This window comes from Oerskovia sp. Root918, from assembly GCF_001428945.1.
Lineage (GTDB): Bacteria > Actinomycetota > Actinomycetes > Actinomycetales > Cellulomonadaceae > Oerskovia > Oerskovia enterophila.
Map to the genome: position 1 here is coordinate 304,584 of NZ_LMJG01000012.1, position 25,338 is coordinate 329,921.

Sequence of the window (25,338 nt, forward strand, 5' to 3'; positions counted from 1 at the left end):
CGGAGGACACGCCGACGTGTCCCTCCGGTCGCCCGGCGAGGGTGGGCCGAGCAGACCGGAGAGCACCGTGAGCCCCACCAGATCGTTCCTCGAACCACCGCGCAGGACCGCGCGCGGTGGCCCGTCCGTCACCGCGGCAGCGGCCGTCGTGGCTGTCGTCGCCTCGACCGCGTTCGCGCTCGGCGCGGGTCAGGCCACCGCGGCCACGCAGCCCGACGGCGGAGCACCCGTCCCGCAGGCCGCCGCGGCCCCGGCGTCGTACACCTTCACGAGCCCCCACAACCCGATCCTGGGCGACGGTTCGTACTACTCGGCCGACCCCGCGCCGCTCGTGGTGCCCGCAGGTGCGCCGGGCAACGACACGGCCTCGGACCAGCTCTACGTCTACACGGGGCACGACGAGGCGGGCCCGACCACGAACGACTTCATCATGAACGAGTGGGGCGCGTTCGTGACCGACGACGCCCTTGCCACGGGATCGACGGGCGAGTGGACGCACCACCCGTCGCTCATGCGTCCCGAGCAGGTCTTCTCGTGGGCGACCCCGGGCCGGGCCTACGCGGGCCAGGTCGTGCCCGGTGCCGACGGCCGCTACTACTGGTACGTGCCGGTGCACGAGGCCGCGAGCACCGCGGAGGACAAGTTCGGGATCGGGGTCGCGGTCTCCGACTCGCCGACCGGCCCCTGGACGGACCACGTGGGCGCGCCGATCATCTCGCAGAAGGTGCCCACCGCGAACACGATCCACAACATCGACCCCACGATCCTCGTGGACGGCGAGGGCGCGTCGCAGAAGGTCTACGTCTACTGGGGGAGCTTCGGCAACCTCCGCATGCTCGAGCTCGGCCAGGACATGAAGACCCCGGTGGGCTCGGTCACTGCCGTGAGCGGCCTGACGGGATTCTTCGAGGGGGCGTGGGCCTTCGAGCGCAACGGGACCTACTACATGGCGTACGCGGGGAACAACGCCGGTGCGACGTCGTCGTGCACCCCGGCGAACTACCACGCGTGCATCGGGTACGCGACGGCCGCGTCGCCCGCCGGCCCGTGGACGTACCGCGGGACGATCCTCGACCCGGTCTCCTCGACCACGAGCCACCCCGGGATCGTCGAGTACGACGGCGAGTGGCGCCTGGTCTACCACACGGCCGACGCCGTGGGCGGGAACCACTTCCGTCGCTCGGTCGCGATCGACACGCTGCGCTGGGACGACTCCCGGTCCCCGGCCCGGATCGAGAAGGTCGTGCCGACCCCGGCCCGCACGGCCGACCGGACCCCGCGCGCGAACGTCGCCCAGGAGGCCCGGGTCACGGTGTCGAACGACCCCGTGCCCACGCAGTACTGGATCAAGGCGCTCAACGACGAGATCGTGCGCCCGAACCCCCTGCCCCCGGACATGTGGGGCACCTGGACGGGGAACAACCCGGCCCAGCAGTGGGTCCAGTACACGTGGGCCACGCCCGTGCGGGTGAACGGCTCGCAGATCGACTTCTGGAACGACCAGCCGCAGGGCACGGGCGTGGGCGTCGCGGCTCCGGCCGCGTGGCGCATCCAGTACTGGGACGCGACCGCGGGCGCGTGGACCGACGTCCGCAACCCGAGCGCCTACGGGACCTCGACCAACGGCTTCCAGAGCACGACGTTCGACGCCGTGACCACGACCCAGCTCCGCGCCGTCCTGGACGCCTCGACCAACGGCAGCACGTTCTCGGGCGTCGCGGTCGAGGAGTGGAAGGTGCTCGCGGCCCAGCCCGCCGCGATCGACGGGCCGGCCCTGACGGTCGAGATCGGCGAGGCCGAGCTGCCGGGCACGGTCACGGCGACCTACCCCGGCGACCCCGACGAGACGCTCGCGCTCCCCGTGTTCTGGGACGCGGTCGACCCGTCCTCGGTGGCACAGGCGGGGACCTTCACGGTCGAGGGCTCGGTGCTCGGCTATGCCGCCGGGCGGGTCACGGGCACCGTGACCGTCGTGGACCCGGCCGACACCGAGGGGGACGAGACGGCCCCGGAGGTCGCGTTCTCGGTCAGCGGCTCGGCGGGCACGAACGGGTGGTACCGCTCCGACGTCACGGTCCGGGTCACGGGCACCGACGACGGCGGGGGCCGGGTCACGCTCGCCACGCGGGTCGACGACGCCGCGTGGTCGAGCACACCGAGCGTCCGGTTCGTCGACGTCGCGGTGGGCGGCGACGGCCAGCACGTCGTGGCCGCGCGCGCCACGGACAACGCAGGGAACGTCTCGACCGAGAGCACCCAGACCGTCGCGATCGACCGCACGGCTCCTGTCAGCACCGGGGTGCTCGACGAGACCGCCCGCACGGTCACGGTCACCGCGACCGACGCGACGTCCGGAGTGGCGCGCATCGAGTACATGGTCGGGACCGGCGCGTGGACCGAGTACACCGGTCCCGTCGCCGCCCCGGACTCGAACAAGCACGACGTGTCGTTCCGGGCGATCGACGCGGCCGGCAACGCCGGGACGGCCCAGCGCCTCACGATCGCGGCCGACGTCTCGGGCCCCTTGACCGGCAACGTCGCGCCCATCGCGACGCCGAGCGCGTCCTACACCGCCGGCTGGAACTCCCTGGGTGCGATCAACGACGGTCTGGTGCCGAGCAACCCGAGCCAGGGCCAGCTCTGGGGCACGTGGTCGGGCGAGCGTCCCGAGAGCCAGTGGCTCCAGTACGACTGGGCCCGGCCGATCGTCCTCACGGGGGCCGAGATCCAGTTCTGGCAGGACTCCCCGCAGGGGACGGGCAACGGGGTGGCCCAGCCCGCCTCGTGGTCGCTGCAGTACTGGGACGCCTCGGGACAGGGGGCGTGGAAGGACGTCGCGAACCCCTCGGGCTACGGCACGAGCACCACGGCGCTCAACACCGTGACGTTCGACCGGGTCACCACGTCCCGGCTGCGCGCCGTGATCCACGCGGACGGTGACGGGACGAGCTACTCGGCCGTCGCGGTCTCCGAGCTGCGGGTCATGGCCGACGACCCGGGCACCGGTCCCGGGGCGCCCGAGGTCGCCGTGAGCGTGACGGCGACCCCGAGGTGCGTGGACGGTACCGCGCAGCTCGCGGTGCGGGTCGTCAACGACGAGCCCGCACCGGTCTCGGTGCAGGTCCGGACCCCCTTCGGCACCAAGTCGTTCGTCGGGGTCGCCCCGGGGAAGTCCGCGGCGCAGACCTTCTCGGCCCGCTCCGCCGGTGCCGAGGCGGGGGTCGTGACGGTGGTCGCGACCGGGCAGGTCGACGGCCAGGACGTGACGAGCACGTCCGAGGTGCCCTACGCGGCCCTGGCCTGCGGCTGAGGCGACCACCGCGGCCCGGCCCCCCGCCGGGCCGCGGCGGTCGACGCTTCCGCGCGGCTGCGCGGTCACTGGCGTGGCACGCCATAGGCTGGCGCGAGCACCGGTCGGATCGAGGGGAGCGTCATGAGCCAGCAGACGGGTCGGCAGCGCCCGGCGTCGCAGGACGGTCCGGGTCTGCGGGACAGCAGGCACGGTCGCGCGCCCTCGTCGGCCGTCTACGCCCGACGGCGCCTCGTCGCCCTGGGCGTGCTGCTCGCCCTGCTCGCGGGCGTGGTGGGCTTCGCTGCTCTCGTGTGGCCGGGGTTCGCCCGGGCGGGCGAGGCCGAGGCGCCTGCGGAGGTCACGGTGACCGAGGCGCCGCCGACCCCCACGATCGAACCGGTCGAGCGTTCCGCCTCGACCGAGTTCGCCAAGGTCCTCCCGGACGCCGTCCTCCAGTTCGCGCTCCGGTCGGAGGCGCTGACCGACGCGTACGGCGACGCGGGGGCGATCGAGGGGCACGAGCTGACCTACGCGGACGGCGAGGGTGACGCGGCGAGCACCGTGACGGTCCTCGCGGGACAATGGGGCAACGACGACGAGGCAGAGGTGGCCTACGACGAGCTGCTCGAGGCCGCGGTGGCTGCGGGGGGCGAACCCACGACCACGGGCGACGTCGAGGTCGACGGCAAGCCCGTGGGAACCTATGCCGTCACCCCGGTCGCCGCGGCAGCCGGGACGGCGACCGTCACCTGGCGCAACGGCACGGCCGTGCTGCAGGCGACGGGACCCGTCGACCAGATCGAGAAGTTCTACACAGCGTTCCCGCTGTAGCCCGCGAGGGGCCGCTGCGCCGGACGGTCCGACCGACCGGCCGACGCCGTGCGGGCCTCCCACGGAGGGCTGCAGGAGGGCCGGCCCACCGGGCCGGGACGCACGACCAGGAAGCAGGAACAACGATGTCCACGACGACCCACCAGGTCGACAGCCCCAGCAGCCCCACCCGTCTCGCGGTCCTCGGGACCGGCGTCATGGGCGAGACCGTGCTCGCCGGAGCCCTCCGTGCGGGGTGGCAGCCCGCGGACGTGGTCGCGACCGTGCGTCGCGCCGAGAGGGCGCAGGAGCTCGAGGGGCGCCACGGCGTCACGACCACGACGGACAACACCGCCGCGGTGCGCGAGGCGGGTCTCGTCGTGGTCGCCGTCAAGCCCAAGGACGTCGCGGCGCTGCTCGCCGAGGTCTCGCCCCACCTGGGCGAGGGGACCGTGGTGGTGAGTGTCGTCGTCGGGCTCTCGACGCGCTTCTACGAGGACAGGCTCCCGGCAGGGACTGCCGTGGTGCGCGTCATGCCGAACACTCCCTCGGTCATCGGCTCGGGTGTCAGCGCTGTCAGCGGCGGCGCCGCAGCGGGTGACGACGACGTGACCCTCGTCGAGCGGCTCCTGAGCCGTACCGGGCTCGTGGTCCGGGTCGCCGAGAAGGACCAGAACGCCGTGGCCGCGCTCTCGGGATCCGGGCCCGCCTACGTCTTCTACGTCGTCGACGCGCTCGCCGAGGCCGGGGTCCTGCTGGGCCTGACCCGCGCCGTGGCGCTCGAGCTCGCGACCGCGACCGTGCTGGGCTCGGCCCGCATGCTCGACGAGACGGGCGAGCACCCGGTCATCCTGCGCGAGAAGGTCTCCTCGCCCGGCGGCACCACGGTCGCGGCACTGCGAGCGCTCGACGACGGCGGCGTCAGGGCCGCGTTCCTCACGGCGCTCGAGGCCGCGCGCGACCGCTCGGAGGAGCTCGCCGCAGCCCTGGAGGCGCAGGCATGAGCGCCGACGTGGGGCGCACACGACCCCCCGCGATGTCGGACGTCGCCGAGCTCGCGGGCGTCTCGCACCAGACCGTCTCGCGGGTCCTCAACGACCACCCGAGCGTGCGCCCGCAGACGCGCGAACGGGTCCTCGACGCGATCGCGACGCTCGGGTACCGGCGCAACAGCGCGGCGCGCGCGCTCGTGACGGCGCGGTCCGGGACCATCGGCGTGGTCACGACGGGCTCGGCGCTCTACGGGCCGACGAGCACCCTCATCGCGGTCGAGGGCGCGGCGCGCGAGGAGGGGTACTTCGTGTCGGTCGCGACGATCCGTCGCTACGACGCCGAGACCATGCACACAGTCCTCGAGCACTTCATGGCCCAGGCGGTCGAGGGCATCGTGGTCATCGCGCCCCAGACGGACGTCGCGGCCGCGGTCGACTCGTTCCGGGCGCCCGTGCCGATCATCCTCATCGCGGCCCGCGAGCCGAACGAGGTGCACGCGGGGGCGCCCGGGACGGGGGCCGCGAGCATCCTGCCCATCGCAGTCGACCAGCGGCTCGGCGCGCGCGTCGCCACCGAGCACCTGCTCGACCTGGGGCACCGCTCAGTGGTCCACCTCGCCGGACCGCTCGACTGGTTCGACGCGCGCGAGCGTGCCAAGGGCTGGAACGACGCGCTCGCCGCCCGGGGCGTCCCGGAGATCGACCGCGAGATGATCCGCTGCTCGTGGTCGTCCGACGCGGGCTACGACGTCGGTCGTGACCTCGCGCGCCGGGTGGCGGACGGGAACGGGCCGACCGCGGTCTTCGCGGGCAACGACCACCTCGCCCTCGGTGTGCTCCAGGCCTTCTGGGAGGCCGGGGTCGTGGTCCCGCGCGACGTGTCGGTCGTCGGGTTCGACGACGTCGAGGGCTCGGCCCACTTCATCCCGCCGCTCACGACGGTCCGCCAGCCCTTCGCCGAGCTGGGCCGGCGCTGCATGGGGCTGCTGCTCGACGCGTTCGCCGGGTCCACGCGCGAGTCCACGCAGATCCCGCCGGACCTGGTGGTCCGGGCGAGCTCGGGACCGCCGAGCGCCTGAGGCAGGCGCGGGGCCCACCGGAGGGTGGTGCCGTGCTGCGCCGCCCGCGGACACCGTCCGCCCCACGAGGTTGCACCGAGGGGTTGGCCACCACTCCGTGTGAGCGCTAACATTCAGAAGCAGGGCATGGCAAGGCGCGACGACGCGACGAGGAGAAGACAGCAATGGTGCAGCAGGACAGGGTGGACGACCTCCGCGAGGCGGTCGCCACCGGGAACACCGCGCTCGGGATCGAGCTCGGCTCGACCCGGATCAAGGCGTGCCTCGTCGGCCCGGACGGGACGCCCCTCGCGAGCGGCAGCCACGAGTGGGAGAACGAGTACGCCGACCGCACGTGGACCTACTCGCTCGAGTCCGTGCGCGAGGGCATGCAGCACTGCTACGCCGAGCTCGTCGCCGACGTCGAGCGCCGCTACGGGGTGCGCCCCACGACGTTCGGCGCGATCGGCGTCTCGGCCATGATGCACGGCTACCTCGCGTTCGACGCGCAGGGCGAGCTGCTCGTCCCGTTCCGGACCTGGCGGAACACGACCACGGGCAGGGCGGCCGCGGAGCTCTCCGAGCTGTTCGACCACAACATCCCGCTGCGCTGGTCCGTCGCCCACCTGTACCAGGCGATCCTCGACGACGAGCCCCACGTCGCGCAGGTGGCCTCGCTCACGACGCTCGCGGGCTACGTCCACCGGATCCTCACCGGGCGCTCGGTGCTCGGTGTGGGCGACGCCTCGGGCATGTTCCCCGTCGACCCGACGACGCGGACCTACGACCGCCGCATGCTCGCGCAGCTCGACGAGCTCGTCGGGGTACGACGGCCCGGGCTCGCGGTCGAGTCCCTCCTGCCAGAGGTCCTCGTCGCCGGGCAGGACGCCGGGAGCCTGACGGTCGAGGGCGCGGCCTGGCTCGACCCCAGCGGCGCGCTGCTGCCGGGCGTGCCGCTGTGCCCGCCCGAGGGGGACGCCGGCACGGGCATGGTCGCGACGAGCTCGGTCGCCCCGCGCACGGGCAACGTCAGCGCGGGCACGAGCATCTTCGCGATGGTCGTGCTCGAGCACGCGCTCGCGACCCGCCACCACGAGCTCGACCTGGTCACGACCCCCGCGGGCGACCTCGTCGCGATGGTCCACTGCAACAACGGGGCGAGCGAGCTCGCGGCCTGGGCCGACCTCTTCGGCGAGCTCACGGCCGCGCTCGGGACGCCCGCCGCGGCCGACGACGTGTTCGGCGCGCTCTTCCGCGCCGCGCTCGACGGCGAGGCCGACGGCGGCGGGCTGCTCGCGTACAACTACCTGTCGGGCGAGCCCATCACGGGCCTCGAGGAGGGACGGCCGCTGTTCGTCCGCACGCCCGGCAGCCGGCTGACCCTGGCCAACTTCATGCGCGCGCAGGTCTACAGCGCGTTCGGCACGCTCGCCCTCGGCATGCGCGTGCTCGACGGCGAGGGCGTCGCGCTCGACGCCATGTTCGCGCACGGCGGGATCTTCCGGACCGAGGGCGTCGCCCAGCGGCTCCTCGCCGCGGCGATCGGCGCCCCCGTGACCGTGGGACGCACCGCGGGGGAGGGCGGGGCCTGGGGCATCGCGCTGCTCGCGGCCTACGCGCGCGCCGTGGCGGCCGGCGACGAGCAGACCCTCGACACCTACCTCCGCGAGCACGTGTTCGCCACGGCCGAGCTCGACACCGTCGCCCCCGACCCGGACGACGCCGCGGGCTTCGCGGCCTACCTCGACCGCTACGACGCCGGGCTCGCGGTCGAGCGCGCGGCCGTCGACGCGCTCTGACCCCGACGAAGGAGAACCACCCATGAGCACCCTTCCCGCGACGACCGACGCGACAGCGCCGGCCGAACCCGCTGCTCAGGCGGGATCCACCGCGCCGACCGGCCGCACCGTCCCCGCCCACCTGCGTGCCGCGGTCGACGCCGCCAAGGAGCGCGTCGCGGCGCTGCACGCCGAGCTCCCCCGGTGGGAGCTCGTGGTGTGGACCGCGGGCAACGTCTCCGAGCGCGTGCGCGCGGGGGACGTCGAAGGTCCAGACAGCACAGGGGGCGCGGCAGGCACCGGCGCCACCGACGGCCTCGGCGACCTGCTCGTCATCAAGCCGTCCGGGCTGTCGTACGACGACATCACGCCCGAGTCGATGGTCGTCTGCGACCTCGACGGGAACCTCGTCGAGGGAGACCGGGCGCCGTCGTCGGACACCGCGGCGCACGCCTACGTCTACCGCCACATGCCCGAGGTCGGGGGAGTGGTGCACACGCACTCGACGTACGCCACGGCCTGGGCCGCGCGCGCCGAGCCCGTGCCGTGCGTCCTGACGATGATGGCCGACGAGTTCGGCGGGGACATCCCGGTCGGCCCGTTCGCGCTCATCGGGGACGACTCGATCGGGCGCGGCATCGTCGAGACGCTGCGCGACTCGCGCAGCCCCGCGGTGCTCATGCGCAACCACGGCCCGTTCACGATCGGCAAGGACGCCCGCTCGGCGGTCAAGGCGGCCGTCATGTGCGAGGAGGTCGCCCGGACCGTGCACGTCAGCCGCCAGCTCGGCGACCCGACCCGGATCGAGCAGTCCGACGTCGACTCGCTCTATGCGCGCTACCAGCACGTCTACGGGCAGCAGCCGGCGCGCTGACGGGCCACCGGCGCGCACCCCGCACGACCAGCAGCACTGCGGCTCCGCACCGACGCGAAGACCGTTCCCACCGACACGAGAGATGTGGACCTTATGAGCAAGCCCTACGCGGACCGCGAGATCTGGTTCCTCACCGGTAGCCAGGACCTCTACGGAGACGAGACCCTGCGTCAGGTCGCCGAGCAGTCCCAGGAGGTCGCGCGCGCCCTCGACGCGTCGTCCGACGTCCCCGCGAACGTCGTCTGGAAGCCCGTCCTCAAGGACTCGGCCTCGATCCGGCGCGCGATGCTCGACGCCAACGCGGACGACCGCGTGCTCGGCGTCGTGACGTGGATGCACACGTTCAGCCCCGCCAAGATGTGGATCACGGGCCTCGACGCGCTGCGCAAGCCCCTGCTGCACCTGCACACGCAGGCGAACGTCGAGCTCCCCTGGGACTCGATCGACATGGACTTCATGAACCTCAACCAGGCCGCGCACGGCGACCGCGAGTACGCGTACATGGCGACGCGCCTCGGGGTGGCGCGCACGACGGTCGTCGGTCACGTCTCCAACCCGGCCGTCACCGCACGCGTGGGCTCCTGGGTGCGCGGCGCCGCGGGCTGGGCCGCGACGCACGAGCTGCGTCTGGTCCGCTTCGGCGACAACATGCGCAACGTCGCGGTGACCGAGGGTGACAAGACCGAGGCCGAGCTGCGCTTCGGTGTGAGCGTGAACACGTGGGGCGTCAACGACCTCGTGGAGGCCGTCGACGCGGTGTCCGACGCCGATGTCGACGCCGTCGTGGCCGAGTACGAGAACCTCTACGACGTGGCCCCCGAGCTGCGCAAGGACGGCGACCGGCACGCGTCGCTGCGCTACGCGGCCCGCCAGGAGATCGCGCTCGAGACGTTCCTCGAGTCGGTCGGCGCCAAGGCCTTCACGACCAACTTCGAGGACCTGGGCGACCTGCGCCAGCTCCCCGGCATCGCGGTCCAGCGCCTCATGTCGAAGGGCTACGGGTTCGGCGCCGAGGGCGACTGGAAGACGGCCGTGCTCGTCCGTGCCGCCAAGGTCATGGGCGAGGGGCTGCCCGGCGGCGCCTCGCTCATGGAGGACTACACGTACGACCTCACGCCCGGCAGCGAGAAGATCCTGGGCGCGCACATGCTCGAGGTCTGCCCGTCCCTGACGACGTCGACCCCGCGCGTGGAGATCCACCCGCTCGGGATCGGCGGCAAGGAGGACCCGGTCCGCATGGTGTTCGACGCCGACCCCGGCGTGGGCGTCGTCGTCTCGCTCGCGGACATGCGCGACCGCTTCCGCCTCACGGCCAACGTGGTCGACGTCGTCCCCGCGAGCGCCCCGCTGCCGCACCTGCCGGTCGCGCGCGCCGTGTGGGAGCCGCGCCCCGACTTCGCGACGTCCGCCGAGGCGTGGCTCACCGCGGGCGGCGCCCACCACACGGTGCTCTCGACCGCCGCGGGCCTCGACGCGTTCGAGGTCTTCGCGGAGATCGCGCGCACCGAGCTGCTCGTGATCGACGAGGGCACGACGCGCCGCGGCTTCCGCGACCAGGTGCGCTGGAACCAGGTCTACTTCCGGGTCGCGCAGGGGCTCTGACCGTCTCTGCGACCCGGCGGACGGGCCCTGTGCGGCCCGGCCGGCGCGAGGGGCCCCGACGGACCTGACGGCCCGTCGTGGGCTCCTGCCGCGGCCCCCGCGGCCGACCCGCCGTCCTGCCCCTGGGGGGTGCAGGGCGGCGGATCGGCCCGGCCGGGTCGGGGTCGGGGGCGCCACCGGGTGGGCGCTCTGCCCGCCGGCGCTCCCGACGCCCGTCGACGTCCCGTGCGGACCTCGCGCCGCGCGGCGCCCTGCGCCGCCCCCTCGCCTCGCGGCGTCTCCGACGCGGCACGAGGATCAGCCGCCGGAGCAAAGGTCCAGGTCTCCGCGCTCTTTCGAGACCGGCGTCACCTCTCGTGATGGAAACGTGACCCTCAGGACTTCCAACTTCCGCGTGTGAGCGCTAACATCTCTTCCCAGGGGGTGTGAGCGATCACATCTGAACGTGAGCGGAGCAGCTCGACAACCGAAGACGCACGACCACGAACCAACAGCCCAACGACGGGCCGACGTGGTCCCGGCACGGCGCCGAGGACCGCATCTCAAGGAGGAGAACCATGTTCAACAAGTCCACGGCACGCGTCCGTCTCACGGGCATCCTGGCCGGTGCAGCAGTCCTCGCCCTCGCAGCGTGCAGCGGCGGCGGGACCGACTCGGCCGACAGCACCGACGGCGCAGGCGGCGGCAGCGAGAACATCCGTGTCGGGTTCTCCCAGCTCGGGGCAGAGAGCGGTTGGCGCACGGCCAACACCGAGTCGGTCAAGGCCAACCTGACGGCCGAGAACGGCATCGACCTCACGTTCGTCGACGCGCAGCAGAAGCAGGAGAACCAGATCAAGGCCCTGCGCGACTTCATCGACCAGGACGTCGACGTCATCGCGTTCTCCCCGGTCATCGAGACCGGCTGGGACGAGGTCCTCCAGGAGATCAAGGACGCCGAGATCCCCGTCGTCCTCGTGGACCGCACGGTCGACACCACGGTCGAGGACCCCTTCGTGACCTGGATCGGCGCGGACTTCACCGCCGAGGGAGTCACGGCCGGCGAGTGGGTCGCGGAGAACGCTCCCGACGCCAAGATCTTCGAGCTCCAGGGCACCATGGGCTCGGGCGCGCAGACCAACCGCCAGGAGGGCTTCCGCTCGGTCGTCGAGGACCAGATCGTCGGCGAGGCGACCGGTAACTTCACGCGCGCCGAGGGCAAGGCGGCCACCGAGGCCGCGCTCCAGGCCTACCCCGACATGAACCTCATCTTCGCCCACAACGACGACATGGGCCTCGGCGCCATCGAGGCCATCGAGGCCGCGGGCAAGGTCCCGGGCAAGGACATCCAGATCGTCACGGTCGACGGCGTGCACGACGGCCTGACCGCTCTCCTTGAGGGCAAGTTCAACTTCGTGGTCGAGTGCAACCCGGCCTTCGGCGACCAGCTCCTCGAGCTCATCAAGCAGGTCGCAGCGGGCGAGGACGTCGAGAAGGAGACCATCGTGGTCGACCAGGCGTTCGACCAGACCATCACGCAGGAGATCATCGACGCCCGCTCGTTCTGACGAGCAGCACCTGACGGCCCGCCCGGTCGCCGCCCCCACGCGGCGCGGCGACCCGGGCGGGCCGCACACACCGCGCGCGGGGACGTGCACCACGTCCCCGCCGGCCGGTGCCTGAGCTCCAGCACCTTCCCCAGGACGGAAGAACAACCATGTCAACGACGACCGCCGCCACCGCGGCGCCCGTGGTGGAGATGACCGGGATCACCATCGAGTTCCCGGGCGTCAAGGCCCTCGACGGCGTCGATCTCACCCTCCGCCCCGGTGAGGTCCACGCCCTGATGGGTGAGAACGGCGCCGGCAAGTCCACCCTCATCAAGGCCCTCACGGGGGTCTACCAGATCGACGCGGGACGCATCGTGGTCTCCGGTGCCGAGCACCGGTTCACGCGGACCCGCGACTCCCAGGACGCGGGCATCAGCACCGTGTACCAGGAGGTCAACCTCTGCTCGAACCTCTCGGTCGCCGAGAACATCATGCTCGGGCACGAGATCCGGTTCGGCCCCTTCATCAACTGGCCCGCGACGCGCCGCAAGGCCCGCGAGTACCTCGCCCTCCTCAACCTGGATATCGACCCCTCGTCGGCCCTGTCCTCCCACTCGATCGCCGTGCAGCAGCTCTGCGCGATCGCGCGGGCCATGGTCGTCGACGCGAAGGTCCTGATCCTCGACGAGCCCACCTCGAGCCTCGACAAGGCCGAGGTCGCCGAGCTCTTCGACGTGATCCGCTCGCTGCGGGACAAGGGCGTCGCGATCCTCTTCGTGTCGCACTTCCTCGACCAGATCTACGAGATCACCGACCGCCTGACCATCCTGCGCAACGGCCGCCTCATCTCCGAGCACCTGACCAAGGAGCTGCCGCGGATGGAGCTCATCTCCGCGATGATCGGCCGGTCGAGCGAGGCCCTCGCGGACGTCGAGGCGCGCGCGCACCGCGTCGTCTCCGAGCACGACGAGGCCCCCCTGCTCCAGGCCGTGGCCCTGGGCCGTGACGGCTCGGTCGAGCCCTTCGACCTCGACGTGTACGCGGGCGAGATCGTCGGCGTGGCGGGCCTGCTCGGCTCGGGCCGCACCGAGGTCGCCCGCCTGCTCTACGGCGCCGACAAGGCGGGCAGCGGGAAGCTGACGTTCGACGGCACGACGCGCAGCGCGGCCCCCCTGACCTCGATCAAGCGAGGCGTCGCGTTCTCCTCGGAGGACCGCAAGAAGGAGGGCATCATCGGGGACCTCACGGTCCGCGAGAACATCGCCCTCGCGATGCAGGCGAGCCGTGGCCCGTGGCGCCCCATCCCGGCCAAGGAGCTGGACGCGGTCGTCGACCGCTACATGAAGGCGCTCAACGTCTACCCGGCGAACCCGAACATGCTCATCAAGAACCTGTCGGGCGGCAACCAGCAGAAGGTCCTCCTGGCCCGCTGGCTCGCGACCGCGCCGCGCCTCATCATCCTCGACGAGCCCACGCGCGGCATCGACGTGGGTGCCAAGGCCGAGATCCAGCGGCTCGTCGCCGAGCTGGCCGCCGACGGGATGGGCGTCGTCTTCATCTCGTCCGAGCTCGACGAGGTGCTGCGCCTGAGCCAGCGCGTCGTCGTCATGCGTGACCGCCAGAAGATCGGCGAGATCACCAACGGACCCGACGTCACGTCCACCACGATCCTCGAGACGATCGCAGCGAGCGGGAGCGCATCATGAGCACGACCACCACGACTCCGACGACACCGTCGGCGTCGCCGCCGGTGTCCGGCAGCCCCGCACCGCGGGGTGCCCAGGGCGCGCTGCGCCGTGTCACGCACCACCACCTGTTCTGGCCCGTCGTCGCCCTGGTCGTCATGCTCCTCGCGTGCGGCCTGCGCAGCCCCGGCTTCCTCGACGTGACGATCATGGACGGCCACCTGTTCGGCCAGCTGATCGACATCATGCGGGCGAGCGCGACCCCGCTCCTGCTCGGCATCGGCATGTGCCTCGTGATCGCGACGGGCGGGATCGACCTCTCGGTCGGCGCCGTCATGGCGATCTCGCTCGCGGTGTCGCTGACCTACATCGACGCGAGCGGCACGGGGGGCACGCTCAGCACGGCGCTCGCCGCGGTCGCGATCGGCCTCCTGGTCGCCGCGGTGATCGGTGCGTTCAACGGCTTCCTCGTCACGGTCCTGGGCATCCAGCCGTTCATCGCGACCATGATCCTCATGGTCGCGGGCCGCGGCATCGCGATGCTCATCACCAAGGGCCAGATCACCACGACCACGAGCCCGCCCTTCAAGTCGATCGGCTCGGGCTTCATCCTGGGCATCCCGACCCCCGTGGTCATCGCCGGGGTCGTGTTCGCCCTGGTCGCGCTGCTGGTGCGCCGCACGGCGCTCGGCATGCTGGTCGAGTCGATCGGCATCAACCGCGAGGCCAGCCGCCTCGCGGGCGTCCAGTCGCGCAACATCACGTGGTTCGTCTACCTGCTGTGCGGCCTGCTCGCCGGGCTCGCGGGCATCGTCTACGGAGCCCCGACCATGGCGGCCGACGCCAACAACATCGGCCTCATGAAGGAGCTCGACGCGATCATGGTCGTCGTCCTGGGCGGCACCAAGCTCGACGGCGGCAAGTTCAGCCTCGCGGGCGTCGTGGTCGGTGCGCTCCTGCTCTCGACGCTCGAGCGAGCCGTGGTCATCTTCCACATCAGCTCGCAGATCACGCCGCTGTTCAAGGCGCTCGTGCTGATCATCGTGTGCATCGCGGCCTCCGAGCGGCTGCGTTCGCTCCTCGCGTCCCGACTACCGAGGAAGCGCCCCACCCTGGGCGCGGGCACGGCGACCACGAGCGCGAAGGGGGCAGCAGCGTGAGCACCGTCCAGACGGCGCCCCGGGCGTCCAAGAACCCCCAGCAGGGCAAGGGCCCGCGCGGAGGCCACGACACGGGCTTCGTCGCGCGCCTCATGACCAACCCCGTGGTCCGCAAGCTCTCGGACCGCCGGCTCCTGCCCGTCACGGGCACGCTCGTGGCCCTCGCGGTCATCCTGATCGTGGGCCAGGCGCGCTACAGCACCGACCGCCGCGACTTCCTGAGCATGCGGCTCTTCTCCAACCTGCTGGTCGACAACTCGTACCTGATCGTCCTGGCGATCGGCATGACGTTCGTGATCATCACGGGCGGGATCGACCTGTCGGTCGGTGCCGTGGTGGCCCTCGTGGGCCTGGTCGTGGCCAAGCTCCTGATCGTCGGGGCGCCGCTCCCCGTAGTCCTGGTCCTGGGCGTGCTGATCGGCACGACGTTCGGCCTGCTGATCGGCGTGATGGTCCAGTACTTCGACATACAACCCTTCATCGCCTCGCTCGCCGCGATGTTCCTCGCGCGCGGCCTGGCCAACGTCGTGAGCGTCCAGTCGCTCGCGATCAAGGACGAGGGCTTCGCGGCCCTGGCCTCGTGGAAGATCAAGTTCGGCGAGGGCCGTGAGGCCTGGAGCATCAACCTGAGCATGGTCATCGCGTTCGTGGTCCTGCTGATCGCGATCTACCTGCTGCACTACACGCGCTTCGGTCGCACGGTCTACGGGCTGGGCACGGGCGACAACGGCACGGCCGTGAACCTCATGGGCCTCAAGGGCAGCTCGACCAAGGTGTGGGTCTACGTGATCAGCGGCACGTGCGCCGGGATCGCGGGCATCCTGTTCGCCCTCTACACCAAGTCGGGCTTCAACCTCACGGGCATCGGCATGGAGCTCGACGCGATCGCGGCGGTCGTGATCGGTGGCGCGCTCCTGACCGGCGGCGGCGGGTTCGTCCTGGGGTCGGTCGCGGGCGTGCTCGTGTACGGCCTGATCCAGGTGCTCATCGCCCGCGAGGGCCTGGACTCCTGGTGGACCAAGGTCTTCATCGGCGTGGTCCTGCTCGCGTTCGTCCTGCTGCAGCGGGCCATGACGTTCCGTCAGGGACGCGGCAGCGCCACCTAGCGCCCGTCCAGCACCACTGCCTCGCGCGGGTCGGGCCTGGAGCCGGACCCGTGCGAGGCACCACAGCCCGGTCCGTCGAGGCAGACGGACCGAGAACGGCCCGGAGGTGGCACCCTCCCGGTCGAGCCGGTCCCGGCTGGTACCCGGGGCCGGCTCGGACGACCGGGAGGGCGCACCCGCCGGGTTGACCCGTACAGCAATGGAGCGCACGGGCTGCACCCGGCATCGCTCCTTTCCTCGTTGCAGCAAGGTTGGAGCACTGTGATCATCTCTGATTCCCCTGCCCGCAGTACATCCCGCGGCAGGACGGCACGACCGTGGGCGGCCTCCGTCGCGGTCCTCGCGCTGGGGGCGACGACCGCCCTCGCGGTCACCCCGGCGGCCTTCGCGGCCACCGAGCCGGTCCTTCCGGCGGGCGCCTGGGTCGACCAGTTCGACACGGCCGAGCTCGGCTCGGCCTGGGACGTCGTCAACCCGGTCCCGTCGGCGTGGTCGCTCGCGACGACGCCCGGGTCGTTGACCCTGACGTCCCAGACGGGCGACACCTATCAGGAGGCGAACACCGCGAAGAACGTCTTCATGGTGGACGTCCCCGTGGGCGACTTCACGGTCGTGACCAAGGTGTCGGCCCCGGTCGGCAAGGTCTACCAGGGCGCGGGCCTCATCGCGTGGAAGGACATGGACAACTACGTCCGTGCAGGTCTGACGTACGTGGGCAGCCTGTCGCCCTCGGCGCGCGCGATCGAGCTCGACAACGAGACGGGCGGGAAGTTCACGGCCGCGTCGTTCACCGACCGTGCGGGCTCGACGGGCGAGACGCTGCGCATGCAGCGCACCGGTGACACGCTCGCGGTGTCCTACTGGGACGCCACCGCGGGGGACTGGAAGCCCGCGGGCTCGACGACGGTCACGTTCGACGTCACCCAGGTCGGTCTCTACGCCCTCGCGGCGCAGGACGGCTCGACGCACGCCGCGACGTTCGACTACGTCGCGGTCGACGCGGCCGAGGGCCAGGACGTCGTCCCGACGGGCACGTTCTCGCTCGACGGCCCGGCCGACCACAAGCACCTCGTCCTGACGGACACGGGCCTGTCGTTCGTCGCGCAGCGCCCGGCGTCGCCGCTGGGCCTGGTGGCCACGGCGGTCGCCGGCGGGCCCGACGGCGCCGCGACGCTCGCGCAGGCGGGCACCGGTCTGCCGGTGGTCGTCGCGAGCGACGGGCGGATCACGCTCGGGGCCGCCGATGCCGCCCCGGCCCAGGTGCGGCTGACCGACGTGGGCGGCGGCAAGCTCGCGCTGCGCGTGCCGGGCGCCGCTGCCGGGGAGTTCGCGGGGGTGCGCGCCGCAGACGGAGCCCTGGTGCTCGGCGCCGAGGACGCGGCCGTCAGGCTCACGCTCACCGCGCTGTCGTCGGCCGAGCACACGCTCGCGATCGACGCCGCGGGCGAGACCGTCGAGATGAGCGACGACCTGTACGGCATCTTCTACGAGGACATCAACTACGCCGCGGACGGCGGGCTGTATGCCGAACTCGTGCGCAACCGCTCGTTCGAGTTCAACTCGTCGGACAACTCGTCCTTCACGGGGCTCACGGCCTGGGAGCGGGTCAACCGCAACGGCGGCACCGCTACCACGACGGTGGTGACCGACGCGCAGCGCCTCAACGACAGCAACCGCTACTACCTCCGGCTCGACGCGACCGCGGCCGGCGCGGGCGTGCGCAACGCGGGCTTCAACACGGGCCTCTTCCTCGAGAAGGGCCAGAAGTACGACTTCACGGTGTGGGCGCGCTCCGCCGTCGGGCAGGACCTGACCGTGCAGGTGGAGGACGCCGCGGCGGGGACCACCTACGCGACCGGGAAGGTGACCGTCGCCGGCACCGACACCTGGAAGAAGTACTCGGTGACCCTCACCGCGACCGAGACCACCTCGGCCGGGCGCCTCGCGGTCCTCGCGGGGGCCGCAGGCACCGTGCGCCTCGACATGGTCTCGCTCATGCCGCAGGACACCTGGGTCGGGCCGGTCAACGGCAAGACCCACCTGCGCAAGGACCTCGCCGAGAAGATCGACGCCATGAACCCGCAGTTCCTGCGGTTCCCGGGCGGCTGCGTGACCAACGCGGGCACGTTCGACACCTACCTCGAGAGCAACGGCACCGACCGTCGGCGCACGTACCAGTGGAAGGAGACCATCGGGCCGGTCGAGGAGCGGGCCACGAACTGGAACTTCTGGGGCTACAACCAGTCGTACGGGATCGGGTACTACGAGTACTTCACGTTCGCCGAGGACCTCGGCGCGACGCCCCTGCCCGTCCTGTCGGTCGGCGCCAACGGCTGCGGCAGCACCATCCCCGAGATGAAGGACGACGTCCGGATCCAGCGCTGGGTCCAGGACACGCTCGACCTCATCGAGTTCGCCAACGGTGACGTCACGACCGAGTGGGGCGCGGTGCGCGCCGAGCTCGGCCACCCCGAGCCGTTCGGCCTGAAGTACCTGGGACTCGGCAACGAGGAGAACACCAAGACGTTCGAGGCGAACTTCCCGAAGTTCAAGGACGCCGTGCGCGCCGCGTACCCCGACGTCCAGATCATCTCGAACTCGGGTCCGGACGACACGGGCCAGCGGTTCGACGAGCTCTGGGAGTTCAACCGTGCGCAGGAGGTCGACCTGGTCGACGAGCACTACTACAACGACCCGAGCTGGTTCCTCGAGAACGCCGACCGCTACGACGACTACGACCGCGAGGGCCCGCACGTGTTCCTCGGCGAGTACGCGTCGCGCGGCAACACGTTCTTCAACGCGCTGTCCGAGGCCGCCTTCATGACGGGCCTCGAGCGCAACTCCGACGTCGTCGAGCTCGCGTCGTACGCGCCGCTGCTCTCCAACGAGTCGTACGTGCAGTGGTCGCCCGACGCGATCTGGTTCGACAACGACGAGTCGTGGGGCACGCCCAACTACTACGTCCAGGAGCTGTTCGCGAACAACGTGGGTGACGAGGTCGTCCCGTCGGTGCACACGGCAGGCACGGGCGACGCGGCCGGTCTTCTGGACGGGGGCGTCTTCCTGTCCACGTGGTCGACCAGCGCGTCGTACGACAACGTCAAGGTCACCGACAACGCGAGCGGCGACGTCCTGTTCCAGGACGGGTTCGACGACGCCACCCAGTGGTCTCCCGTGACCGGGACGTGGGCCGCGCAGGACGGCGTCTACACGCAGTCCTCGACGTCCGTGACGGACGCGCGCTCGATCGTCACGGGCGCGTACGCCAAGGACTGGAAGAACTACACGCTCGAGCTCGACGCCCGCAAGATCGCAGGGTCCGAGGGCTTCCTGGTGGGCTTCGCCGCGGGCGGCCCGAACGACTACTACTGGTGGAACATCGGCGGCTGGAACAACACCCGCTCGGTCCTCCAGCGGGCCGACGGCGGCAGCGCCGCCGAGATCGCCGCGGTCGAGAACAAGAGCGTCGAGACGGGCCAGGGCTACAAGGTCAAGGTCGTGGTCCAGGGCAGCACCATCGAGCTCTACCTGGACGGCCAGCTCCAGATCTCGTACGAGCAGCCCGCCGCGAAGTCGCTCTACCAGGTCGTCACGCGCGACGAGGAGTCCGGCGACCTCGTGGTCAAGGTCGTCAACCCGACCGCGACCGCGGCGGACACGGCCGTGACGGTCGCGGGCCAGGAGATCGCGGCCCAGGCCACGGTCACCGAGATGGTCGGCGCGCCCACGGACACCAACACCAAGGCGAACCCGCGGGTGATCGTGCCCGTCGAGCGGACCTGGGACGGGGCGTCCAACGCGTTCGACTACACGTTCCCGGCCTACTCGGTCACGTTCCTGCGCCTGCAGGCGGCCGGCACCGAGGCCGAGCCCGTGGACCTCGCGGTCACGGCCAAGGCGCAGTGCGTCGCGGGCCGCGCGAACCTCTCGGTGCGTGCGGTCAACGGCGAGGACGAAGCCGTGACCGTCGCGTTCACGACGCCGTTCGGGACCAAGACGTTCGCGTCGGTCGCACCCGGCAAGAGCGCGTCGCAGTCGTTCAGCTCGCGCGCGGTCTCGGTCCCTGCGGGGACCGCGACGGTCGTGGGCACGATCGGCACGGGGCCGGGGGCCCGCTCGACCACGTTCGACGTCGAGTACCCGGCCACGACCTGCGGCTGACGACCGCACCAGCTCCGCCGGGGTCGCGGGACCACCTCGCGGCCCCGGCGTGACCCCTCCGGTCCACCCGGGCCGGTGACAGCACGAGCACGACCTGCAGCACCTGCACCACCCGCACCACCCGCACCACAAGGACGCGGGGGACCGTCGGGCCGGCACGACCGGCCCGACGGTCCCCAGCAGGGGGCGCTCAACGACGAGACGGCGAGAGGCCACGAACCACATGACCACCCGACACGACCCGGCGCAGACCGCGCCCTCGGCCCGACGGAGGGCCCCCCGCGGGGCGAGAGGCGCCCTCGGGGGCGCGCTGAGCATCGCTCTGCTCGCCCCGATGGCCTTGGCAGGACCGGCAGCGGCCCTGAACCCGGCCCCCGCACGCCCGACGACGGCGCTCGCCCCGGCGGTGCCGGCCGCCACCGAGACGAGTGCCACAGAGGCCCCCACCCCCACGGCCGACGGCCTGAAGCTCTGGTACAAGCTCGACGAGCTGAGCGGCACGGTCGCCCACGACGCCTCGGGCTCGGGCCGTGACGGCACGCTCGTCGGCGGCGGAGACTGGACCGACGGGCAGGGGCTCACGTTCGGCGGCTCGAGCTACGTGGACCTCCCCGACGACCTCCTGGCCGGATACTCGGCCGTGACGGTCAGCGCCGACGTGTGGATCGACTCGTCGCTGAGCGGCAACTACTTCTTCTACAACCTGGGCAACACGGCCGTGGGCTCACCGCAGTCGGGCAGCGGCTACCTCTTCTCCTCGGGCAACGCGAACTACCGCGCGTCCGTCTCGAACGCCGCGTGGGGTGCCGAGCAGAACACGGCCAAGTCGCCGTCCGCGGCCCTCGCGCGTGGCGTCTGGAAGACCGTCACCTACACGCAGGGCGCCGGCACGGGGCGCCTCTACGAGGACGGCGCGCAGGTCGGCGTCAACACGGCCGTGACCCACACGCCGGGCTCGATCGGCAACGGGAAGACGACCGCCAACTACCTCGGCAAGTCCGCCTATGCGGCCGACAACCTCTTCAAGGGGCGCATCAAGGACTTCCGCCTCTACGACCGCGCGCTCACGGCCGCTGAGGTCGCCGACCTCAGCACCGCGAACGCCGCGGCGTCGCTCTCCGCCGACGTCAGCGCCCTGTCCCTCGGGGACACGAGCGCCGTGGCCAAGAACCTCACGCTGCCCGCGAAGGGCACGGGCGGCTCGACCGTCACCTGGGCGACGTCGGACGCGAGCGTCGTGACGTCGTCGGGCGTCATCACCCAGCCCGTCGGTCAGGCGCACACCGCGACCCTGACCGCGACGCTCTCGCTGCGCGGCCAGAGCGCCACCAGGACGTTCGACGTCACCGTGGTGCCCGGCACGGGCGACCAGGGCGTCGTCGACGCCGCGGTCGCCGCGCTCGAGGTCAAGAACCTCGACGACGTCCGCGGCAACCTCACGCTGCCGACCACGGGAGCAGAGGGCACCACGGTCACCTGGGCGACCACGGCCCCCACGGTCGTCACGCCGTCGGGCGAGGTCACGCGCCCCGCGCACGGCCAGGCCGACCAGACGGTCACGCTGACCGCGACCGTGAGCAAGGGGCAGGCCACGGCCACGCGCGCGTTCGCCGCGACGGTCCCCGCGCTCCCCGAGCAGCAGGACTTCGCGGGCTACCTGTTCTCCTACTTCATCGGTGAGGGCTACGCGACCGGTGAGCAGGTCTACTTCGGCCTGAGCAAGGGCAACGACCCGCTCAAGTACCGCAACCTCAACGACAACCAGCCCGTGCTGACGTCGAGCCTGGGGGAGACGGGCCTGCGCGACCCGTTCGTCATCCGCTCGCCCGAGGGCGACAAGTTCTACCAGATCGCGACCGACCTCAAGATCCACGGCAACGGCAACTGGGACGCGTCCCAGCGCACGGGATCCAAGTCGATCATGGTCTGGGAGTCGACAGACCTCGTGAACTGGACCGACCAGCGCCTCGTCCAGGTCTCCCCGGAGACCGCGGGCAACACCTGGGCCCCCGAGGCCTACTACGACACGACGATCGGCGCCTACGTCGTGTTCTGGGCCTCCAAGCTCTACGAGGAGGACGACCCGGGCCACACGGCCAACACGTACAACCGCATGATGTACACCACGACCCGCGACTTCTACACGTTCACCGAGCCGCAGGTGTGGGTCGACCCGGGCTACTCGGTCATCGACTCGACCGTGATCGAGCACGACGGCGAGTTCTACCGCTTCACCAAGGACGAGCGGAACAACACGTCCACGACGCCGTGCTCCAAGTTCGTGCTGGGCGAGAAGGCGAGCGAGCTGCGCTCGCTGAGCTACGACTTCATCACCGACTGCATCGGCAAGGCCAACTCGCTCGGCGGCGGTATCAACCAGGGCGAGGGCCCGACCATCTTCAAGTCGAACACCGAGGAGAAGTGGTACCTGTTCATCGACGAGTTCGGCGGCCGCGGCTACGTGCCCTTCGAGACGACCGACCTGAACGCCGACGAGTGGAAGATGTCCACGGGCTACGAGATGCCCTCACGCCCGCGCCACGGCACGGTCCTGCCCGTGACGCAGACCGAGTACGACGCGCTGCTCAAGGGCTACCAGCCCGACGCGTTCGTCGAGTCGGCCGAGGACGTCGCGGCCGTCGTGAGCGTCGGTGACGCGCCGGTCCTACCGGCCACGGTCGCCACGCGCACCGCGGCCGGCACGACCACCCAGACCGCCGTCACGTGGGACGCGATCGACCCCGCGAGCTACGCGCAGGCCGGGACCTTCGAGGTCACGGGCTCGCTCGGCGCCGGCGTGAGCGTGCGTGCCAAGGCCGTCGTGACCGTGGTCGAGGGCGACGTCCCCGTCACGGGCCTGGTGGTCTCGCCCACTTCGACGCAGGTCACGGTCGGATCGGCACGCTCGCTCACCGCGACCGTGACCCCCGCCAACGCCACGGCCCGCACCATCACCTGGACGAGCGCCGACCCGTCGGTCGCGACCGTCGTCTCCAACGGGCCCTCCGCGGGCACCGTGCGCGGCGTCGCGGCGGGCAGCACGACCGTGACCGCCACGACGGCCGACGGGTCGCGCACCGCGACCGTCACGATCGACGTGACGAAGGAGATCCCGGGCCTGGTGGTCCAGTACCGCCTGGACGAGACGAGCGGCACGCAGGCCGTGAACTCGGCGCCGAGCAGCGCCGTCGGTCCCGCGACCGTCGTGGGCGGGGCCGCGCGCAACGGCACGGACGGCGTGCGTCTCGACGGGGTCGACGACCACGTCAAGCTGCCCAACGACGTGCTCAAGGGCCTGACGGAGATCACCGTCTCGCTCGACGTGCGCATCGACACCGCCCAGTCCACGCCCTACTTCATCTACGGCCTGGGCAACACGAGCGGGTCGAGCGGCAACGGCTACCTCTTCACGACGGGGGACGCGTACCGCACGGCCATCGCCTCGGGGAACTACACGACCGAGCAGAACACGACCAAGGGCTCGAACCTCGCCCGCGGCGTGTGGAAGCACCTGACGTACACGCAGTCGGGCACCACCGGCACCCTCTACGAGGACGGGATCCAGGTCGCGCGGAACACCAACGTGACCACGACCCCCGGGTCGATCGGTAACGGCACCACGGCCGCGAACTACATCGGCCGCTCGCTCTACTCGGGCGACAAGTACCTCAAGGGCGACGTCCGCGACTTCCGCGTCTACGACCACGCCCTGAGCGCCGACGAGGTCAAGGACCTCGGTCAGGACCACTCGGCCGTCACGGGAGCCGAGCTCGCCGAGCTCAAGGTCGCCGCGATCGTCGACGGCGGGTCCAGCACGGTCACGCTCCCGGTGGTGCCCGGCACGGACCGCTCCGCGCTCGCACCTCGCCTGGTCGTGTCCGACCGTGCGACCGTGACACCCGCCAACGGCTCGGTCCAGGACCTCACGCAGCCCGTGACCTACACCGTGACGGGCCCCGACGGGGCCGCGCGCACGTGGACCGTCCAGGCCAAGGAGATGCGGAGCCCGGTCCTGCCCGGCCTGTACGCGGACCCGAACATCGCGGTCTTCGACGGCGTGTACTACATCTACGCGACCACGGACGGCACCCCCGGCTGGGGCGGCAAGGACTTCTACGTGTGGAAGTCGACCGACCTCGCGAGCTGGGAGCGCTCGGCCGAGCCGTTCCTCACGCTCGACGGCGCAGCGGGCGACGTCCCGTGGGCCACGGGCAACGCGTGGGCGCCGACCATCATCGAGCGCGACGGGAAGTACTACTTCTACTTCTCGGGGCACAACCCGACCTACAACCGCAAGACGATCGGTGTCGCGGTCGCGGACAGCCCCGAGGGGCCCTTCACCGCGCAGCCGACGGCCATGATCACCAACGGGGAGGCCGTCACGACGGGGCAGGCGATCGACCCGGCGGCGTTCGAGGACCCGCAGACCGGCACGTTCTACCTGTTCTGGGGCAACGGCAGCAACGCGCCGCTGTACGCCGAGCTGAACGACGACATGGTCTCGGTCAAGCAGGACACCATCACGAAGTTCGGTGGTCTGACGAACTTCCGCGAGGGCCTGTTCCTCAACTACCGCGAGGGGACCTACCACCTGACCTACTCGATCGACGACACGGGCTCGGAGAACTACCGGGTCGGGTACGCGACGTCGACGAGCATCGACGGGCCGTGGACCTACCGCGGCGTGATCCTCGAGAAGGACGTGTCCCAGGGCATCCTCGGGACCGGGCACAGCTCGATCGTCCAGGTCCCCGGGACCGACGAGTGGTACATCGCCTACCACCGCTTCGCGATCCCCGGCGGCGACGGGAACCACCGCGAGACGACCATCGACCGGCTCACGTTCGGTGAGGACGGCCTCATCCAGAAGGTCGTCCCGACGCTCGAGAGCGTGCCGCCGCTCGATGTGACCGAGCCCGCCCAGGTCGAGGTCGACGTCACGGTCGCGCCCAAGTGCGTGGCCGGCAAGGCCGCGCTCACGGTGCTCGTGCGGAACACCGAGGAGGTGCCCGTCGACGTGGTCGTCACCACGCCGCTCGGGACCAAGACCTTCCTCCAGGTCGCGCCGGGCAAGCTCGCGTCGCAGACGTTCTCGGCCCGCGCGGTGACGCTCGCGGCCGGGAAGGTCACGGTCACGGCCCAGGCCGTGCTCGACGGCGCCCCGGTCACCACGGCCTACGACGTCACCTACGCAGCGACCAGCTGCGGCTGACCCACCTGGCCCCCGCCGAGAAGTGAGCAGGTGCCCCTCCTGAGGGCCGATCAGGGGCGTCTGCTCACTTCTCGGTCAG

General features: G+C 71.5%; 13 protein-coding genes. All 13 read left to right on the forward strand.

The annotated features are described in order from the left end of the window. Window positions 1–67 precede the first annotated feature (67 nt). Window positions 68–3,310 (forward strand): family 43 glycosylhydrolase, encoded by a 3,243-nt coding sequence (locus tag ASE27_RS10785; protein ID WP_235535417.1) that lies wholly within the window; start codon window positions 68–70, stop codon window positions 3,308–3,310. Between the two features lie 123 nt (window positions 3,311–3,433). Then, window positions 3,434–4,123, forward strand: a complete 690-nt coding sequence (locus ASE27_RS20240; protein ID WP_056649683.1) for a hypothetical protein — start codon at window positions 3,434–3,436, stop codon at window positions 4,121–4,123. Between the two features lie 125 nt (window positions 4,124–4,248). Further along, a complete protein-coding gene (gene proC, locus ASE27_RS10795) occupies window positions 4,249–5,106 on the forward strand; it encodes a pyrroline-5-carboxylate reductase (RefSeq protein ID WP_056649686.1) in 858 nt (285 codons plus the stop codon). Further along, window positions 5,103–6,173, forward strand: a complete 1,071-nt coding sequence (locus tag ASE27_RS10800) for a LacI family DNA-binding transcriptional regulator (RefSeq protein ID WP_235534328.1) — start codon at window positions 5,103–5,105, stop codon at window positions 6,171–6,173. Before proC ends, ASE27_RS10800 begins: the two co-directional genes overlap by 4 nt. 164 nt (window positions 6,174–6,337) lie before the next feature. After that, window positions 6,338–7,951, forward strand: a complete 1,614-nt coding sequence (locus ASE27_RS10805) for a xylulokinase (protein ID WP_056649692.1) — start codon at window positions 6,338–6,340, stop codon at window positions 7,949–7,951. A 22-nt stretch (window positions 7,952–7,973) separates the two neighbouring features. Continuing rightward, window positions 7,974–8,804, forward strand: a complete 831-nt coding sequence (locus tag ASE27_RS10810; RefSeq protein ID WP_082608802.1) for an L-ribulose-5-phosphate 4-epimerase — start codon at window positions 7,974–7,976, stop codon at window positions 8,802–8,804. A gap of 93 nt (window positions 8,805–8,897) precedes the next feature. Further along, on the forward strand, window positions 8,898–10,406 hold the full coding sequence (araA, locus tag ASE27_RS10815) for an L-arabinose isomerase (RefSeq protein WP_056649696.1): 1,509 nt from the start codon (window positions 8,898–8,900) through the stop codon (window positions 10,404–10,406). Window positions 10,407–10,963: 557 nt separating this feature from the next. Beyond that, on the forward strand, window positions 10,964–11,953 hold the full coding sequence (locus ASE27_RS10820) for an ABC transporter substrate-binding protein (protein ID WP_056649699.1): 990 nt from the start codon (window positions 10,964–10,966) through the stop codon (window positions 11,951–11,953). A gap of 149 nt (window positions 11,954–12,102) precedes the next feature. Further along, window positions 12,103–13,641 carry a sugar ABC transporter ATP-binding protein gene (locus ASE27_RS10825; protein ID WP_056649702.1) on the forward strand — a complete coding sequence of 513 codons (1,539 nt, stop codon included), beginning with the start codon at window positions 12,103–12,105 and terminating at the stop codon, window positions 13,639–13,641. Beyond that, a complete protein-coding gene (locus ASE27_RS10830) occupies window positions 13,638–14,780 on the forward strand; it encodes an ABC transporter permease (RefSeq protein WP_082608803.1) in 1,143 nt (380 codons plus the stop codon). The genes ASE27_RS10825 and ASE27_RS10830 overlap by 4 nt, the downstream gene beginning before the upstream one ends. Next, window positions 14,777–15,886 (forward strand): sugar ABC transporter permease YjfF, encoded by a 1,110-nt coding sequence (locus ASE27_RS10835; RefSeq protein ID WP_231907654.1) that lies wholly within the window; start codon window positions 14,777–14,779, stop codon window positions 15,884–15,886. The genes ASE27_RS10830 and ASE27_RS10835 overlap by 4 nt, the downstream gene beginning before the upstream one ends. 261 nt (window positions 15,887–16,147) lie before the next feature. After that, the gene (locus ASE27_RS10840) at window positions 16,148–20,047 is read left to right on the forward strand and encodes an alpha-L-arabinofuranosidase C-terminal domain-containing protein (protein ID WP_157257536.1); all 3,900 of its coding nucleotides are present in this window, start codon (window positions 16,148–16,150) and stop codon (window positions 20,045–20,047) included. A gap of 334 nt (window positions 20,048–20,381) precedes the next feature. Further along, the gene (locus ASE27_RS20900) at window positions 20,382–25,259 is read left to right on the forward strand and encodes a family 43 glycosylhydrolase (protein WP_162259225.1); all 4,878 of its coding nucleotides are present in this window, start codon (window positions 20,382–20,384) and stop codon (window positions 25,257–25,259) included. Window positions 25,260–25,338: the final 79 nt, after the last annotated feature.